14 protein-coding genes are annotated in these 15,776 nt (G+C 58.1%); 8 read left to right on the forward strand and 6 right to left on the reverse strand.

The window, feature by feature from the left end; translation table 11 throughout:
- The first annotated feature begins 9 nt into the window (after positions 1-9).
- Positions 10-861, forward strand: coding sequence for a lytic transglycosylase domain-containing protein (locus ED661_RS05305; protein ID WP_122072895.1), 852 nt, complete (start codon positions 10-12; stop codon positions 859-861).
- A gap of 116 nt (positions 862-977) precedes the next feature.
- On the opposite strand, the gene ED661_RS05310 is transcribed toward ED661_RS05305, so the two are convergent.
- The 6 genes from ED661_RS05310 to tldD form a co-directional block, all read right to left on the reverse strand.
- Complete coding sequence (locus tag ED661_RS05310; protein ID WP_122072896.1) at positions 978-2,012, reverse strand: fatty acid desaturase; 1,035 nt, start codon at positions 2,010-2,012, stop codon at positions 978-980.
- A gap of 300 nt (positions 2,013-2,312) precedes the next feature.
- Entirely contained in the window at positions 2,313-2,942 is a 630-nt protein-coding gene (locus ED661_RS05315; protein WP_122072897.1) for a 3-oxoacid CoA-transferase subunit B, read from the reverse strand.
- Positions 2,943-2,945: 3 nt separating this feature from the next.
- The gene (locus tag ED661_RS05320; protein ID WP_122072898.1) at positions 2,946-3,665 is read right to left on the reverse strand and encodes a CoA transferase subunit A; all 720 of its coding nucleotides are present in this window, start codon (positions 3,663-3,665) and stop codon (positions 2,946-2,948) included.
- A gap of 222 nt (positions 3,666-3,887) precedes the next feature.
- Positions 3,888-6,566 (reverse strand): type I DNA topoisomerase, encoded by a 2,679-nt coding sequence (gene topA, locus ED661_RS05325; protein WP_122072899.1) that lies wholly within the window; start codon positions 6,564-6,566, stop codon positions 3,888-3,890.
- Between the two features lie 240 nt (positions 6,567-6,806).
- Complete coding sequence (dprA, locus tag ED661_RS05330) at positions 6,807-8,144, reverse strand: DNA-processing protein DprA (protein ID WP_122072900.1); 1,338 nt, start codon at positions 8,142-8,144, stop codon at positions 6,807-6,809.
- A gap of 340 nt (positions 8,145-8,484) precedes the next feature.
- On the reverse strand, positions 8,485-9,906 hold the full coding sequence (gene tldD / locus ED661_RS05335) for a metalloprotease TldD (RefSeq protein WP_122072901.1): 1,422 nt from the start codon (positions 9,904-9,906) through the stop codon (positions 8,485-8,487).
- Positions 9,907-10,102: 196 nt separating this feature from the next.
- Here tldD and coxB point away from each other — a divergent pair, with 196 nt between their 5' ends.
- The 7 genes from coxB to thrC all read left to right on the forward strand — a co-directional run bounded on the left by coxB (position 10,103) and on the right by thrC (position 15,775).
- Entirely contained in the window at positions 10,103-10,942 is an 840-nt protein-coding gene (gene coxB, locus ED661_RS05340) for a cytochrome c oxidase subunit II (protein ID WP_122072902.1), read from the forward strand.
- Between the two features lie 111 nt (positions 10,943-11,053).
- On the forward strand, positions 11,054-11,995 hold the full coding sequence (gene cyoE / locus ED661_RS05345) for a heme o synthase (protein ID WP_122072903.1): 942 nt from the start codon (positions 11,054-11,056) through the stop codon (positions 11,993-11,995).
- Between the two features lies 1 nt (position 11,996).
- Positions 11,997-12,161 (forward strand): cytochrome C oxidase assembly protein, encoded by a 165-nt coding sequence (locus tag ED661_RS05350; protein ID WP_122072904.1) that lies wholly within the window; start codon positions 11,997-11,999, stop codon positions 12,159-12,161.
- The gene (locus ED661_RS05355) at positions 12,161-12,760 is read left to right on the forward strand and encodes a cytochrome c oxidase assembly protein (RefSeq protein ID WP_122072905.1); all 600 of its coding nucleotides are present in this window, start codon (positions 12,161-12,163) and stop codon (positions 12,758-12,760) included. The genes ED661_RS05350 and ED661_RS05355 overlap by 1 nt, the downstream gene beginning before the upstream one ends.
- Positions 12,761-12,771: 11 nt before the next feature.
- Positions 12,772-13,584 (forward strand): cytochrome c oxidase subunit 3, encoded by an 813-nt coding sequence (locus ED661_RS05360; protein ID WP_122072906.1) that lies wholly within the window; start codon positions 12,772-12,774, stop codon positions 13,582-13,584.
- 126 nt (positions 13,585-13,710) lie between these two features.
- On the forward strand, positions 13,711-14,385 hold the full coding sequence (locus ED661_RS05365; RefSeq protein ID WP_122072907.1) for an SURF1 family protein: 675 nt from the start codon (positions 13,711-13,713) through the stop codon (positions 14,383-14,385).
- 4 nt (positions 14,386-14,389) lie between these two features.
- Positions 14,390-15,775 carry a threonine synthase gene (gene thrC / locus ED661_RS05370; protein WP_122072908.1) on the forward strand — a complete coding sequence of 462 codons (1,386 nt, stop codon included), beginning with the start codon at positions 14,390-14,392 and terminating at the stop codon, positions 15,773-15,775.
- Position 15,776: the final 1 nt, after the last annotated feature.

Genomic DNA, 15,776 nt, shown 5'->3' on the forward strand with positions numbered 1-15,776 from the left:
AGCGGTAAAATGACCAAGAAATCTCGATTGGGGCTGAACTTTATTTTGGCCTCGCTTGTTTTGGCCTTTGGAGCTGGGGATTCTGTTGCCCAACAGCTAGATGACGCCGTACCGAAGCCAACGCCACGGGCGTTTCCCAAATTTGAGGCCAGGCGAGTGACCGCCCCCAAGCCCGGAACGCCGCCAAAAATCACCATTCAGATTGCCGAGCCTCAGAGCGCACCTTTGTCCGGGGCAGCAAGTGCCGCGCAGTCCGACGACAGCACGACATCTGGAGAGATCGGCCGCTATGGCTGGTTCTGGCAGCGGGTTCCAACAGGGATAGAGGAGGAGAGGGCACATGCGCGCCTGGTGCAGGCGCTAACGGCGCTCAAAACCGCGTCGCCCCCTGTTTCTGCACCTGGTCTGCAGCTGATGCAACAGATCATCCAGGAACAGGCTGTGCCGATCCTGATCTCCTCAGCGGACAGTCGGGTGTCTCCGGCACTGGTGCTGGCGGTGATCGCCGTGGAATCTGCGGGCAAGGCAGAGGCGGTGAGCAGCGCCGGGGCAACGGGGCTGATGCAATTGATGCCGGATACTGCGGCGCGTTTTGGTGTCACCGATGCGCTGGTTGCAGAGCAAAACATCAGAGGCGGCATCAGGTATCTGGATTGGCTGCTGGAAGAGTTCGGGGGTGACGCGGTTTTGGCGCTGGCAGGATATAACGCTGGTGAGGGGGCCGTCCGCACCCATCAAGGTGTGCCGCCTTTTGCGGAGACGCGTGACTATGTGCCAAAGGTGCTTGCGGCCTATCAGGTGGCGCGCGCGCTTTGCATGACGCCACCAGAGCTGATCAGTGACGGCTGTGTCTTTCGCTAGATCAAATAGCTCGGCCATCAGGCTGCTATTCTGCGTTGCGGCCATTTCAAAGGGCTCTATCCAAAAAAACGGGGCCGCAGGGGCCCCGGTTTTGTCTGTGTGGGTTTTTGGCGCCGTCAGCCGTAGAGCGCACGGGCCTGGGAGAAAGACAACAGGCGTTTGCTGTTCTCATCCCACAGGTGTAGCCGGGCACAATGCAGGCTCTCGCGGATGGTCAGCCGGTTCATCATCGCCAGTTCCGAATGATCCTTGATCACTTCGGTCAGCCGGTAAAAGGGGATACGGCTGTAAAGGTGGTGCACCTGATGGATGCCGATATTGGCAGAGAACCACTGCAGAACCGCAGGCAGAACATAGTAGGAGCTGCCATTGAGCGCCGCATCATGCAGCTGCCAGTCATCAGCATGTTCCCAATGTGTGGTTTCAAACTGGTGCTGCACATAGAACAGCCAGACCCCAGCGGTGGCTGCCAGAATGGTCGAAGGCAGAAAGATCAGGAGCAGCGGCAGCAAACCGCCAAAGTACCAGATGGCGCCCAGGGCTGCGAGGATTGCCAGATTGGTGCCCATGGCACTGGTCCAGTAGCGCAGGCTGTTCATCAGTCCCAACGGAATGCGGTTTTGCAGCAGAAACAGATAGCTTGGCCCCAGTCCAAACAGGGTGACGGGGCTGCGGTAGACCCGGTAATGCAGTTTGCCAAGGGTGGAGAGGGCCTGATACTCGGCCACGGTCAGCGTATGCACATCGCCCATGCCACGTTTGTCCAGATTGCCTGCAGCGCTGTGGTGCTCGGAATGGGTCCGCCGCCAGACATCATAAGGCGTCAGGGTCAAAACGCCTAAGATCCGACCAACCCAGTCGCTCAGCCGGCGGTTTTTGAAAAACGCTCCATGGCCACAGTCGTGCTGGATGGTGAACAGGCGCAGCAAAAACGCGGCATTCACCAGCGAGATCGCAAAAGCCAGCCAGTAGCTGTAGGACAGAGCCCACCAGGCCAGAGCCCAAAGCAGGAAAAAGGGAATAGCGCTGACCCCCAGTTCAAAGCCGCTGCGCAGCTCGTTGGGCTCGCGATATTTCGCTAGAATCTTCACCCAATCGCGCGAAGACCGCTCAGTAGGCTGCGGTTTGGGAAGGTCATTGGAGTTTGTCATGCGCCTGCCGTTTTTATTGACTATGAGCCTTCGGATAAACTACCTGCGCCGCTTGGCAAGCTATTTGTGACACCATTGTGTTGACAGCGGCTTTATGCCGTCAAAAAGGCGCAGCAAAAGTGGGTTTTCCGGGCGGTGCTCTGCCTAGGCGGGAGTAGAGCTTGCCTTACGTTAAGGTTAGGTTCCTGACGCTGCCTCAAAACAGGCTCCGTGACAAAAAATGGCTCATCTCAGGGTGAGATGAGCCATTGCCGTGAATTATGGTGGGCAGCTGTGTAGCCGAGACCTCAATGTAGGTGCTTAACCGACGATGGTTGCCAGTGTAGAGGCGCGCAGCTCCTCTTCTGTCACACCATCCGCACATTCAACGATCTTTAGTCCGCCCTCGACCACATCCAGCACACCGAGGTTGGTGATGATGCGATCCACAACTTTCTGACCGGTCAGCGGCAGAGTGCATTCTTTCAGCACCTTGCTGTCGCCATGCTTATTGGTGTGATCCATGACCACAACAACACGGCCAACGCCCGCCACCAGATCCATGGCGCCGCCCATGCCCTTGACCAGCTTGCCCGGGATCATCCAGTTGGCCAGGTCGCCGTTTTCGGCCACTTCCATCGCCCCCAGGATCGCCATGGCGATTTTGCCGCCACGGATCATCGCAAAGCTCTGCGCGGAATCAAAATAGGCGGTCTGTGGCAGTTCGGTGATGGTCTGCTTGCCTGCATTGATCAGATCTGCGTCCTCTTCGCCCTCAACGGGGAAGGGGCCCATGCCCAGCATGCCGTTTTCCGACTGCAGCGTTACTTCGACGCCTTCGGGGATGTAGTTGGAAACCAGCGTCGGAATACCGATACCGAGATTCACATACCAGCCGTCCTGCAGTTCCTGCGCGGCCCGGGCGGCCATTTGATTGCGGTCCCATGCCATGGATCAGGCCTCCTTCTGGCGCACAGTGCGCTGTTCGATGCGTTTCTCGTGATCACCTTTGATGATGCGATGCACATAGATGCCGGGCAGGTGGATGCTATCAGGCTCCAGGCTGCCTGTGGGCACGATCTCTTCGACCTCGACAATACAGATCTTGCCACAGGTGGCGGCAGGGGCATTGAAGTTGCGCGCGGTCTTGCGGAACACCAGATTGCCAGTCTCATCGGCTTTCCAGGCTTTCACAATGGCAAGATCGGCAAAGATGCCTTCTTCCATGATATAATCTTCCATGGCGCCATCAGCACCAGTTGGAAACTGCTTTTCCATCTTGCCTTCGGCAATCACGGTGCCAACGCCGGTCTTGGTAAAGAAACCGGGGATTCCGGCGCCACCGGCGCGCATACGCTCGGCCAGGGTGCCCTGCGGGTTGAATTCCAGCTCCAGCTCGCCAGAGAGGTACTGACGCATGAATTCCGCGTTTTCCCCCACATAGGACGAGATCATTTTCTTGACCTGTTTGGTCTGCAACAAAATGCCGATGCCAAAATCGTCAACGCCCGCGTTGTTGGAGGCAAAGGTCAGATCCTTGGTGCCGATCTCCTTGATTGCATCGAGCAGCAGCTCGGGAATGCCGCAGAGACCAAAGCCCCCCGCCGCAATAAACATGCCGTCATGAAGCACCCCATCAAGGGCTTCAGAGGCGCTGGAATAGATCTTCTTCATTGAGTTCTCCCATCAACAGCCAGTTGCCAATGGTTCTGGCCCTGAGCTGTCGCGGAGTCAATAATACCGAGCCAAACGGGTATTACTACGGAGCCCCAAAAACCAACTGGCCTATTTCACCTTTCCAGAAATATTCCGGGGGAGGCCCAGAGGGCCGGGGGCAGAGCCTCCATCGTCCCCTCAAATCCACAAAGGCTGATTTAGTGCTGGTACCACGGACACTCAGCTGCTGGCGGCAGGTTTCTTTGGCGCCGCTTTTTTTGCGGCGGGCTTTTTGGCGGCTGCCTTCTTTGCAGGCGCTTTCTTCTTCGCAGGGGCCTTTTTCTTGGCCCCCGTCTTACCCGCCTTTTCAGTGATCAGCTGTACGGCCAATTCCATGGTCACATCCTTGGCTTCGACGTCCTTGGGCAGGGTCGCATTGACCTTCTCCCATTTGACGTAAGCACCATAGCGCCCATCCATGATACTGACCGCGCCGCCGCCATCGGGGTGGTCGCCCAGTTCCCGCAGTGCCTTGGCCGCTGCACGGCGGCCGCGTCCGGGATTGTTGCGCTTCTCGGTGATCATCTCCATCGCCCGGTTCATACCAATTTCAAAGACATCCAGGGTCTCTTTCAGATTGGCATAGACGGGTTTTTCCTCATCCGGCAGCTGGTGCATGATATAGGGGCCGAACCGCCCCAGGTTGGAGGCAATCACGCCGCCCTCGGGGTGGGCACCAATTTCACGCGGCAGGGTCAACAGGGTGACCGCCTGCTCCAGCGTCACCTCATTGGGCCCCCAGCCGGGCAGAAACTCCTTGCCCTGTTTTGGCAGCGAAGACCGTGGCGGTTTTTTGTTTTCGGGCGTGGCTTCGCCGCGCTGCACATAGGGGCCAAAACGGCCGGACTTCAGATGGATCTCGTCGCCATCATCTTCGCCCAGAACCTTTTCATAGCCCTCAGCACCTTCCCCGGAAATCGGTCGAGTATAGTTACATTCGGGGTAGTTGCCACAGCCGACAAAACCGCCGGTGCGCGAGGTTTTGAGGTGCAGCTGGCCCGCGCCGCATTTTGGGCAGATGCGTGGGTCCGTACCGTCTTCGCGCGGCGGATAGAGCTGCGGCGCCAGGGTTTCGTCCAGCACGTCCAGCACTTCGGAAATCCGCAGATCCGAGGTTTCCGAGATCGCCGCCGAAAAATCGCGCCAGAACTTGCTCAGGATATCCTTGTAGTCGCGCCCGCCTGCACTGACATCATCCAGCTCCCCTTCCAGATTGGCTGTGAACTCGTAGCCCACATAGGTGCGGAAGAAATTCAGCAGGAAGATGGTAACGATGCGGCCCTTGTCTTCGGGGAACAAGCGGTTCTTGTCCTTGCGGACATATTCGCGGTCCTGGATCGTGGTGATCACGGAGGCATAGGTCGAGGGGCGGCCAATGCCCAGCTCTTCCATGCGTTTGACCAATGTTGCCTCGGTAAAACGGGGGGGCGGCTGGGTGTGGTGCTGCAGGCCCAGTACCGCCTTGTTGTCGGACAGGATCGCGGCATCCGTGCCGGCTTTGTCGGCCTGCGCCCCCAACGAGGAGGCAAACTTCAGCGCTTCGCCCTGCATGATCTGGGGCAGACGTTTGTCATCTTCATCGACCACATCATCGCGGCCTTCCTCGTAAACCCGCAGGAAGCCGTCAAACAGCATCACCTGACCGGTAGCGCGCAGCACAACCTGGCCATCATCCGAACCCAGATCAACCGTGGTGCGCTCGAGCCGGGCGCCCGCCATCTGGCAGGCCAGGGTGCGCTTCCAGATCAGATCGTACAGCTTGCGTTGATCATCCTCGGAGACCTTCAGGCTCTTGGCATCGCGCCCCATCTCGGTGGGGCGGATACATTCGTGGGCTTCCTGGGCGTTCTTGGCTTTGTTCTTATAGATCCTAGGCGAGCTGGGCACATATTCAGCACCATAGCGGGTCGCGATCTCAGCCCGGGCCTCCTGCACAGCCTCGGGTGCCATGTCGATGCCATCGGTTCGCATATAGGTGATGAGTCCGGCCTCATAAAGACGCTGAGCGGCATTCATGCACTGTTTGGCCCCCATGCCGAATTTACGGCTGGCTTCCTGCTGTAGGGTCGAGGTCATAAACGGCGCAGATGGGTTGCGGGAGGCGGGTTTGGCCTCAACCGATTTTGCCACCATATTGCGGCTGGAGACGGCCTGCACCGCCAGCTCAGCAGCGGTGGAATTGGCAAGGCTGTACTTGTCCAGCTTGTCGCCGCCCAGAACCGTCAGGCGGGCCTCAAACTCCTGGCCGCGCGGGGTCGTCATATTGGCTTTGACGGACCAGTATTCCTGTGGATTAAAGGCCTCGATCTCCATCTCACGCTCAACGATCAGGCGCAGGCAGACAGATTGCACCCGACCCGCGGAGCGCGCGCCAGGCAGTTTGCGCCACAGAACCGGCGAGAGGTTAAAGCCCACCAGATAGTCCAGCGCCCGGCGGGCCAGATAGGCCTCGACCAGGGGCATATCGACCTGACGCGGATTGCGCATCGCTTCGGTGACTGCCTCTTTGGTGATCGCGTTAAAGGTCACCCGGCTGACCGGCGTGTCCTTTTTGATCGAACGGCGTTTGGTCAGCGCCTGTTGCAGGTGCCAGCTGATTGCCTCGCCTTCGCGATCGGGGTCAGTCGCGAGAATCAGTTCGTTGTCTTCTTTCAGCGCATCAGCGATGGCTTTGACATGTTTGCGGCTGTCGTTGCCGACTTCCCAAATCATCTCAAATTCGTTGTCGGTATCAACCGAACCGTTCTTTGCCGGCAGATCGCGCACATGGCCGTAGGAGGCCAGAACAGTATAGTCTGACCCCAGGTACTTATTGATCGTTTTGGCTTTGGCCGGGGATTCGACAACAACAACTGGCATGTAATTCTTTGGCCTCTTAAGTGCACTAACGGGCGTTCTATGGCTGCGCAAGTTCAGCGACGCAAGGGGAGAATGTCAATGAGAGAGCATTGGACGCAGGAGGAGCGGTTGAAGGTGTGAGTGATTATTGACCCAATTTTGGCTTTGCTCATGCCTGCCCCTTCATTGAGTTTCCGGGACGAAAACGTTTGCCTCCTTTAAGCTCAATGGCAGGCACAGTGACTGCCACTGCCCCAGATTTCAGCCGTCCTTCTTGTCGCTGCGTCGGGTGAGCAGGCCGCCCGGGATGCGGCTGATCTTGCCTTCCAGCTCCAGTTCAGTCAGGGCCGGAGAGAAGGCTTGGGGCGACAGGTTCAGGTCTCGCATCAACTGATCAGAGGCCGTTGGGCTGGGACCGAGACCGGCCAGGATCAATTGGTGCAGGGCCGCGGTTTCTTTCAGGCTGCGTTTTTCGGGGGGCGGCGTCGGGACCCCGGCCAACGCCTGGTTGAGCGCCGAGAGCTGCGCCAGTTTTTCTGGGATTTTGTTATCCCGACCAGAAACTTTGGGGGTATTGGCCTTAGGCTGACGGGTGGGGGAGGTGGCGTTCAGTTGATGGGCGGCAATTTGACTCTTTGCTGGTGGTGCACTGGGCGTGGTTTTGGCGGCAATGGGGGCGGCACTCTGGGTTGCAACAGGGGCGGAAGGCGGAGGCAGAGCCGCGATGACGTCTTCGGCATTGCGCACCAGCACCGCGCCGTCGCGGATCAGCGCATTGCAGCCAAAGGCGCGGGCATCAAAGGGATGACCGGGGACCGCCAGCACCTCGCGCCCCAGATCCAGAGCGTCGCGGGCGGTGATCAGACTGCCGGACCGGCCTGCGGCCTCAACCACGATGACAGCCTGCGCAAGCCCGGCAATGATCCGATTGCGTTTGGGGAAGTCGCGCGCCTGCGGTGTGCACCGCATGGGTTGTTCCGACAGGATCAGCCCCTTGGTGGCGATGTTCTGCGCCAGGGTCGTGTTCTGCGAGGGGTAAATTACATCGCAGCCCCCCGCCATGACCGCGATGGTTCCGGTTTTTAGGCTGGCGAGATGGGCCGCAGTATCTATGCCGCGCGCCAGGCCTGACACCACGGTGTATCCGGCTGCACCAAGATCGCTGGCCAGGCTGCGCGCCATACGGGTCCCCAATGAGGAGGCATTGCGGGCCCCGACCAGGGCAATCATCGGCCGTGTCAGATGCTGAATATTGCCAATCGCCCAGAGCAGCGGCGGCGCTGAACTCAGTTGTGACAGGGCAGGGGGATATAAGGGGTCATCAAAGCACAAAAGCCGCGCTTTGGCGGCTTTTGCGGCAGTTATTTCTGCGGTGACCGCACTTGCAGGGCATGTTTCATACCCTGACATTCCGGCGGCACGTGCCATTTTTGGCAACGCTTCCAGCGCGTTCTGCGCTGAACCGTGCTCTGCGAGGAGGCGGTGAAACGTCACTGGGCCTACACGTCGAGAGCGCAAAAGACGAAGCCTGGAAAACCAGCTATCTTCCGTGGTGGGTGGGAGTGGGGGGTGAGTGGAAGAATGTGCTTCCTTGGTCATCCGTAGCTCCGCCTATTTGCAGTTAAAGGAATACCCCTGAAACGGTTAACAGGTGGTGAATGTTTGAAAATTATCCAAAGTTTTTCGACAATCGGGTCATAGTTTGTAGAGACCTGTAAAAATCCCTGACAGGGCATTGAAAACTAAGAGTAAAGTTTCAGTCCGCAATGGATAGTTTGCCCGTTCTTGCTAGGAAAAGCCCGCAAAAAACGCAAAAAAACGCGACCAGATTGGCCGCGTTTTTGGTAAAGACACACCTTAACGCCGCAATTTGCGATAAATAGGCTTCGCTTTTCAAGGCCGGGAGTGGGCTCTGGTTAAGAGGGGTGGGAGGGCAAAATCACGTGGCCGAGCCGCCCACCGTCAAGCCATCCATCAGCACACTGGGTTGCCCTACACCAACCGGAACCCATTGACCGGCCTTGCCGCAGTTGCCCATGCCGGGGTCCAGTTCCATATCATTGCCAAGGGCGCGGATCTGTTTCAACGCGGTGGCACCGTCGCCAATCAGCGTCGCACCCTTGACCGGGGCGCCAACCTTGCCGTTCTCCACCCGGTAGGCCTCGGTGCAGGAGAAGACAAATTTACCGTTGGTGATATCGACCTGACCGCCACCAAAGCCCACGGCCCAGATGCCGTCTTTGACACCGGCAACCAGATCGGCGGGATCTGTCTCGCCACCGAGCATATAGGTATTGGTCATCCGGGGCATGGGAGCATGGGCGTAGCTTTGGCGCCGCCCGTTGCCGGTGGGCTCTACCCCCATCAGGCGGGCGTTCTGGCGGTCCTGCATAAAGCCGACCAGAATCCCGTCTTCGATCAGAGTGTTCTTTTGCGAAGGTGTGCCCTCGTCGTCGATGGTGATCGAGCCGCGCCGATCGGCAATGGTGCCGTCATCCAGCACGGTGACGCCGGGAGCGGCGATGCGCTGGCCCATCAAGCCTGCAAAGGCCGAACTTCCTTTGCGGTTGAAATCACCCTCCAACCCGTGGCCGATGGCTTCATGCAGTAAAATGCCGGGCCAGCCAGGGCCAAGAACCACCTCCATGGGACCGGCCGGGGCAGGGACGGCCTCGAGGTTGACCAATGCCACCCGCAGTGCCTCGCGCGCCTTTTCGGCCCAGGCGGCGGGATCAATCAGCCCGTCCAGCCCGACACGGCCGCCGCCCCCGGCAGAGCCGCTTTCGCGACGCCCGTCCTGTTCGACAATCACCGAGACGTTGAGACGGGTCATCGGGCGGGTGTCGCGGACCCGAGTTCCATCGGCGCGCAGGATTTCGATCTCTTGCAAAGAGGCGGCAATCGAGGCCGAGACCTGCACCACTCTTTGATCTAGATCACGCGCAAAGGCATCAATCTCGCGAAGCGTCTCAACTTTGACCGGGAAGGGCAGATCGCCAATCGGGTCTGCATCTGTATAGAGCCGTTTATTGGTCGCCTGGGGGGCATCCGCATAGGTGCCGCCGCCATCGCCGACCGCCAGTCGGGCGGTTTGCGCGGCGCGTTTCAGGGCCGGGATAGAGACATCAGTGGAGTGGGCATAGCCCGCTACTTCACCATTAACCGCCCTGAGGCCAAAGCCTTCGGAGGCATCATAGCTGGCGCTGCGCAACCGGCCATCATCAAACATCAGGGCTTCGGACTTGTGGCGTTCGGCAAAAATCTCGCCATCTTCGGCCCCCGCAAGGGTTTCGCGCAGGATCGGCAGAGCCTCATCCTCCGGAAGGAGGGTTTCAAAGGGTCGAAAGGCTGGGTTTTCCATGTCACGGACCTCAGGTTTTTTGATCTAAATCAAGAAAGCGACGCTTTGACGCTCGCCTGCCTCTTTATCTGTACGTCTGAATATGATTTTAAGCAGCGTCAAAGACAACGGGTTCGAGCGCGTTTTGTGGAATCAACTCTCCATAAGCCGCAATCGACTGCAAGAATAAATCGATCACTAACGATCAGGACATGATATGAAGAATGCTTTGAAGCTTTCGGGCCTTTTTGCTGGCCTTTCCAGTCTTCCAGCCGCCGCGCAAGAAGGATTGGAAACCATTGGTAAGCCGGTAGACGGCGGCCTGAACTTCCAGCCGGCGGCGACTGAACTGGCCGAAGGTATCCACTCGCTTGACTGGATGATTCTGGTCATCATCACCGCGGTTTGTATTTTTGTTGGTGGGTTGATGCTCTATGCTATCGTCCGCTTCAACCGTCGCGCCAATCCAACACCCGCCGCCTTTACCCACCACACCCCCATCGAGATCGCCTGGACGCTGATCCCGATCCTGGTGCTGGTTTTCATCGGGTCTTTCTCGCTGCCAGAGCTGTTCCGCCAGCAGGAAATCCCCGAAGGTGACATCACCATCAAGGTGACGGGCTACCAGTGGTACTGGGGCTATGAGTATGTCGACCACGAGTTTGGCTTTGAAAGCTTCATGCTGCCACGCGAAGAGCTGGCAGAAAACGGTTACGCCGAAGATGAATATCTGCTGGCCACCGATACCGCCGTTGTGGTGCCTGTTGGCAAGACCGTGGTGATGCAGGTGACCGCCGCTGACGTGATCCACTCCTGGGCCATGCCTTCCTTCGGCGTCAAGCAGGATGGCGTTCCCGGTCGTCTGGCCGAGCTGTGGTTCAAGGCTGACAAAGAAGGCATCTACTTTGGCCAGTGTTCCGAACTCTGCGGCAAGGATCACTCCTATATGCCGATCACCGTCAAAGTGGTCAGCCAGGAAGCCTATGACGCATGGCTGAAAGGCGCGATCGACGAATACGCTGGTCTGCCTCAGTCTTATCAGGTCGCCTCTAACTGAGGTTTCCTTTGAATTCCTGACCCCGGCGCTTGAGGGAGCGTTGAGGGTGAGGTTCTAAAACAAAGCAATGCGCAGATCCCTGCGCATTTCTGGTCGACAAAAGGGTCAACGATGAGCGACGCAAGCATCAACGCCAGCACACCCCGTGAAGACGAGGCCAGCTTTGGCGATTATTTCGCCCTGCTAAAGCCGCGGGTGATGTCTTTGGTGGTTTTTACCGCCTTTGTCGGGCTGATGGCAGCCCCGGTGGGTGTACATCCGGTGATTGGTTTTTGTGCCGTGCTGTTCATCGCCATTGGCGGTGGTGCTTCTGGCGCGCTGAACATGTGGTGGGATGCTGATATCGACCAGGTGATGAAACGCACCAAATCGCGCCCCATTCCTGCCGGTAAGGTCGAGTCGGGCGAAGCACTGAGCCTCGGCCTGGCGCTGTCGGGGATGTCGGTGATCATGCTGGCGCTGGCGACCAATGTTTTTGCCGGTGCCTTCCTGGCCTTCACCATCTTCTTTTATGTGGTGGTCTACACCATGTGGCTGAAGCGGGCGACGCCGCAGAACATCGTTATTGGTGGCGCGGCCGGAGCCTTCCCGCCGGTTATCGGCTGGATCGCCGCCACTGGCACCATGTCGGTGGAACCCTGGCTGATGTTTGCCCTGACCTTCATGTGGACGCCGCCACATTTTTGGGCCCTGTGCCTGTTCATGCGCTCGGATTACGATGATGCAGGTGTGCCGATGTTGACCGTGACCCATGGTCGCCCGGCCACACGGGTTCATATCCTGGTCTATACAATCCTGCTGGCCATCCTGGCTGTTGGCACCTCTTTCTCGGGAATCGGTGGACCGATCTACCTGGCCGTGGCCGTGGTGATGAACGCCCTGTTCCTGCTGGGGGCCTGGAAGATTTCGCGTCGCAACGAAGTGATGTCCGAAGAGGATGACTTCAAGGTCGAGCGCAGCTTTTTCAAACTCTCGCTGCTTTACCTGTTTTTGCACTTTGGTGCGATTTTGGTTGAAGCCAGCCTGAAACCCTACGGGCTGGGAGGCTGGTAAGATGGCTCTGAAAAAAGAACATGATCTGCACAAACGTCGCTTTGGCCGCAATATGGGTGTAGGCCTATTGCTGGGCAGCTTTGTGGTGCTGGTCCTGGCCCTGACCATGGTCAAGGTGACCTCGAACGGCTTTCAGTTCCCGCAAACCCAAGGCGAGCAGGACTGATGGCAATGCAGGGCCCACAAAAAACGGTTGTCCAGCTGGTGGCGGTTGTCATCACCATGGGCGCGCTGTCCTGGGCCTCGGTTCCGTTTTATGACTGGTTTTGCCGGGTCACCGGCTTTGGCGGCGTCACCGGCGTTGCCACTGCGGGCTCTGATACTGTTCTGGATCAGACCATAACGGTGCGCTTTGATGGCTCCAAAGAACGTGATTTTGCATGGGAGTTCAAACCCGTGCAGCGCGAGATGGAGATCAAGATCGGCGATACCGGTCTGGCCTTTTATGAAGCCTACAATCCAACGGATCGGCCCATTGCGGGTCAGGCTTCCTATAATGTGACGCCCTATGCGGCGGGCGCATTTTTTGAAAAAATCGACTGCTTCTGCTTTACCGAGCAGGTGCTGCAACCGGGGGAGCGGGTGGAAATGCCCGTGACCTTCTTTGTCGACCCGGAAATCGTAACCGACCGGGACGGAAAATTCGTGCATACGATAACGCTTTCGTACACGTTTTATGAAATCGATCTGCCCGAGGGCTATGCCGCTCTCGATACCGGGGAAAACACCGGGGCAGATCTAACCACGAACCAGGCCGACGGGTGAGGGACACTTAAATGGCGCACGCTAAAAATCACGATTTTCACATTCTTCCTCCATCGATTCTGCCACTTATGGCAGCGCTTGGTGGTTTCATCATGCTCTTCGGTGCGGTTCTTTGGATGCAAGGGATTACTGCATTCATGTTCTGGGGTGGCTTGGCCATGGTGCTGTACATCAGCTACGCTTGGTGGGCCGAGATGGTTGTTGAGGCCCGTCAGGGCGATCACGCCCCCGTCGTTCGCATCGGGCTGCGCTACGGCTTCATCCTCTTTGTGATGTCCGAAGTGATGTTCTTCTTTGCCTGGTTCTGGTCGTTCTTCAAACACGCCATCTACCCGATGGAGAGCTACATCGGCACCGAATATGTGGCCCCTGCGATCCACGCGGTTGACCCGTTTCACCTGCCGCTGATCAACACACTGGTACTGCTGCTGTCCGGCTGTGCCGTGACCTGGGCGCACCACGCGCTGGTACATGACAACGACCGCAAGTCGTTGATCCAGGGCCTGTCCATCGGTATCGTTTTGGGCATCTTCTTCACCGCGCTGCAGGGCTATGAGTACTATGAGCTGCTGGCCCATGATGGTTGGAAATTTGGCGAGGACGAGTTCTACTCGAACTTCTTCATGGCCACCGGCTTCCACGGTTTCCACGTTCTTCTGGGCACCATCTTCCTCATCGTTTGCCTGGTCCGCGCGATGAAGGGTGATTTCACCCCCGAGCAGCACGTCGGTTTTGAGGCCGCGGCCTGGTACTGGCACTTCGTTGACGTTGTCTGGCTGTTCCTGTTCTTCGCAGTCTACCTCTGGGGCACCTCGGGCATGTAAGATGCCATATGTGTCCGGTGGAATGTACCGGGTACATGTTTGAGGTTTCAAAACCGGAAAACAGACCGTATCAAGCACAGCGCATGGGGCAACTCATGCGCTGTTTTTTGTGGCAACGGAACTGACATGCAGCGACTGATCTTCCTTTCTGTCATTGGCGGGCTGGGTCTGGCGACCCTGCTGGGGCTTGGTACCTGGCAGGTTCAGCGTCTGGCCTGGAAGCAGGCCGTGCTGGATACCATCGAGACCCGTGTTGCCGCCTCCCCTGTTGCTGTTCCGCAAAACCCAACCGAGCAGGACGACCGCTACCGTGCCGTTTCTGCTGCGGGAGAGCTCGGCGGTAAGGATCTGCATGTGTTCTGGGTCACTAAGAATGCCGCCACCGGCTACCGCGTGATTACGGCCCTGGAACTCAGCGATGGGCGGCGCCTGCTGCTGGACCGGGGATTCATCCTGGCAGCCGAAAAGAACTCCGCCCGCAGGTCCGGGGCTGTATCGGTGACAGGCAATCTGCTCTGGCCGGACGAGGGCGATTGGACAACGCCTGCGCCTGAAGTTGATGCTAATATTCTATATGCCCGCGATGTCGCTTACATGGCCTCTCGCCTGGACACAGAGCCAGTTTTGATTGTTGCGCGCAGCATCTCACCTGAGACATCCGTGACACCACAGCCCGTGTCGACTGCGGGCATCCCAAACAACCACTTGCAATATGCGATCACCTGGTTTTCGCTGGCCTTTATCTGGGCCGCGATGACCGCCTCTTTCCTGTGGCGTTCCCGCGCCAAATCCGAAGGCTGAAGCGATGAAATATATCTCTACCCGTGGCCAGGCGCCCGAGCTGACATTTGAAGAGGCGATGCTGACCGGTCTCGCCCGCGATGGTGGGCTTTATGTTCCTGCCGAGATTCCAACACTTAGCCGCGATGAGATCGCCGCCCTGTCGGGGCTCTCTTATGAGGAGACCGCCTTTCGGGTGATGAAGCCCTTTATTGGCGATTGCTTCACGGATGAAGAGTTTCGCGGCATCATTTCCCGTGCCTATGCGGGTTTTAACCATGCCGCCCGCGCGCCGCTGAAGCAGCTGGCGCCAAATCATTTCCTGCTGGAGCTGTTCCACGGCCCAACCCTGGCCTTCAAAGACTTTGCCATGCAGCTGATTGGTCAGCTGTTTCAGGTGGCGCTGGAGCGTCGAAATGATCGCGTAACAATCGCCGGGGCCACCTCGGGCGATACTGGCTCTGCCGCGATGGAGGCCTTTCGTGGGCTCAGCAATGTCGATGTCTTTATTCTTTATCCCCACGGCCGTGTGTCCGAGGTTCAGCGTCGCCAGATGACCACCCCTGCGGACAAGAATGTGCATGCCTTGGCTCTGGACGGCGATTTTGACGATTGCCAGGCACGTGTCAAAGACATGTTCAACCACTTTGACTTCCGCGACGGCGTTAAACTGGCTGGGGTGAACTCGATCAACATCGCCCGGGTTCTGGCTCAGGTGGTCTATTACTTCTCCTCCGCTGTCAGCCTCGGCGCGCCGGAACATGAGGTGAGCTTTACCGTTCCCACCGGTAACTTTGGCGACATTTTTGCGGGCTACATTGCCAAGCAGATGGGCCTGCCGATCAAGGATCTGGTGGTGGCCACCAACCAAAACGACATCCTGCACCGCTGCCTGGAGGGCAAAGGCTATCATAAGGGCGATACCGTGCCGTCGATCTCTCCCTCGATGGATATTCAGGTCTCGTCGAACTTTGAGCGGGCGCTGTATTTTGCCTATGATAAGGACGCAAGCGCCGTGGCGCAGCTGATGGAAGAGCTGAAGTCCGGCGGATTTGAGGTCAGCCAGGGCGCCATGCAGGCGCTGTCGGAGACCTACAAATCCGGTCGCGCCTCGGAAGAAGAAACCCTGGCGACTATCAAATCCGAGGTTGCTGCCTCGGGGGAACTGCTGTGCCCCCATGGCGCGGTGGCGGTAAAGGTCGCGGCAGAGCAGCGCGAGGCAGATGTGCCGATGATTACGCTGGCAACAGCCCATCCCGCCAAGTTCCCGGCAGCGGTTGAAAAGGCCTCCGGCCAATATCCGGACTTGCCGACCCGTATGGCCGATCTGTATGAGCGAGATGAACGGGTTAGCCAGATCGCCAATGATCTGACTGCAATCGAAGACCATATCAGAAAGAACATCGCATAAT

Source organism: Pseudophaeobacter sp. EL27, from assembly GCF_900313025.1.
Lineage (GTDB): Bacteria > Pseudomonadota > Alphaproteobacteria > Rhodobacterales > Rhodobacteraceae > Pseudophaeobacter.

What these genes read in the sequence shown, in the direction of transcription:
- thrC (WP_122072908.1), top strand. Translation starts at nt 14,390, where the DNA reads ATGAAATATATCTCTACCCGTGGCCAGGCGCCCGAGCTGACATTTGAA.
- ED661_RS05315 (WP_122072897.1), bottom strand. Translation starts at nt 2,942, where the DNA reads ATGGCATGGGACCGCAATCAAATGGCCGCCCGGGCCGCGCAGGAACTG.
- cyoE (WP_122072903.1), top strand. Translation starts at nt 11,054, where the DNA reads ATGAGCGACGCAAGCATCAACGCCAGCACACCCCGTGAAGACGAGGCC.
- ED661_RS05320 (WP_122072898.1), bottom strand. Translation starts at nt 3,665, where the DNA reads ATGAAGAAGATCTATTCCAGCGCCTCTGAAGCCCTTGATGGGGTGCTT.
- tldD (WP_122072901.1), bottom strand. Translation starts at nt 9,906, where the DNA reads ATGGAAAACCCAGCCTTTCGACCCTTTGAAACCCTCCTTCCGGAGGAT.
- ED661_RS05310 (WP_122072896.1), bottom strand. Translation starts at nt 2,012, where the DNA reads ATGACAAACTCCAATGACCTTCCCAAACCGCAGCCTACTGAGCGGTCT.
- ED661_RS05355 (WP_122072905.1), top strand. Translation starts at nt 12,161, where the DNA reads ATGGCAATGCAGGGCCCACAAAAAACGGTTGTCCAGCTGGTGGCGGTT.
- ED661_RS05365 (WP_122072907.1), top strand. Translation starts at nt 13,711, where the DNA reads ATGCAGCGACTGATCTTCCTTTCTGTCATTGGCGGGCTGGGTCTGGCG.
- coxB (WP_122072902.1), top strand. Translation starts at nt 10,103, where the DNA reads ATGAAGAATGCTTTGAAGCTTTCGGGCCTTTTTGCTGGCCTTTCCAGT.
- ED661_RS05360 (WP_122072906.1), top strand. Translation starts at nt 12,772, where the DNA reads ATGGCGCACGCTAAAAATCACGATTTTCACATTCTTCCTCCATCGATT.
- ED661_RS05305 (WP_122072895.1), top strand. Translation starts at nt 10, where the DNA reads ATGACCAAGAAATCTCGATTGGGGCTGAACTTTATTTTGGCCTCGCTT.
- dprA (WP_122072900.1), bottom strand. Translation starts at nt 8,144, where the DNA reads ATGACCAAGGAAGCACATTCTTCCACTCACCCCCCACTCCCACCCACC.
- topA (WP_122072899.1), bottom strand. Translation starts at nt 6,566, where the DNA reads ATGCCAGTTGTTGTTGTCGAATCCCCGGCCAAAGCCAAAACGATCAAT.
- ED661_RS05350 (WP_122072904.1), top strand. Translation starts at nt 11,997, where the DNA reads ATGGCTCTGAAAAAAGAACATGATCTGCACAAACGTCGCTTTGGCCGC.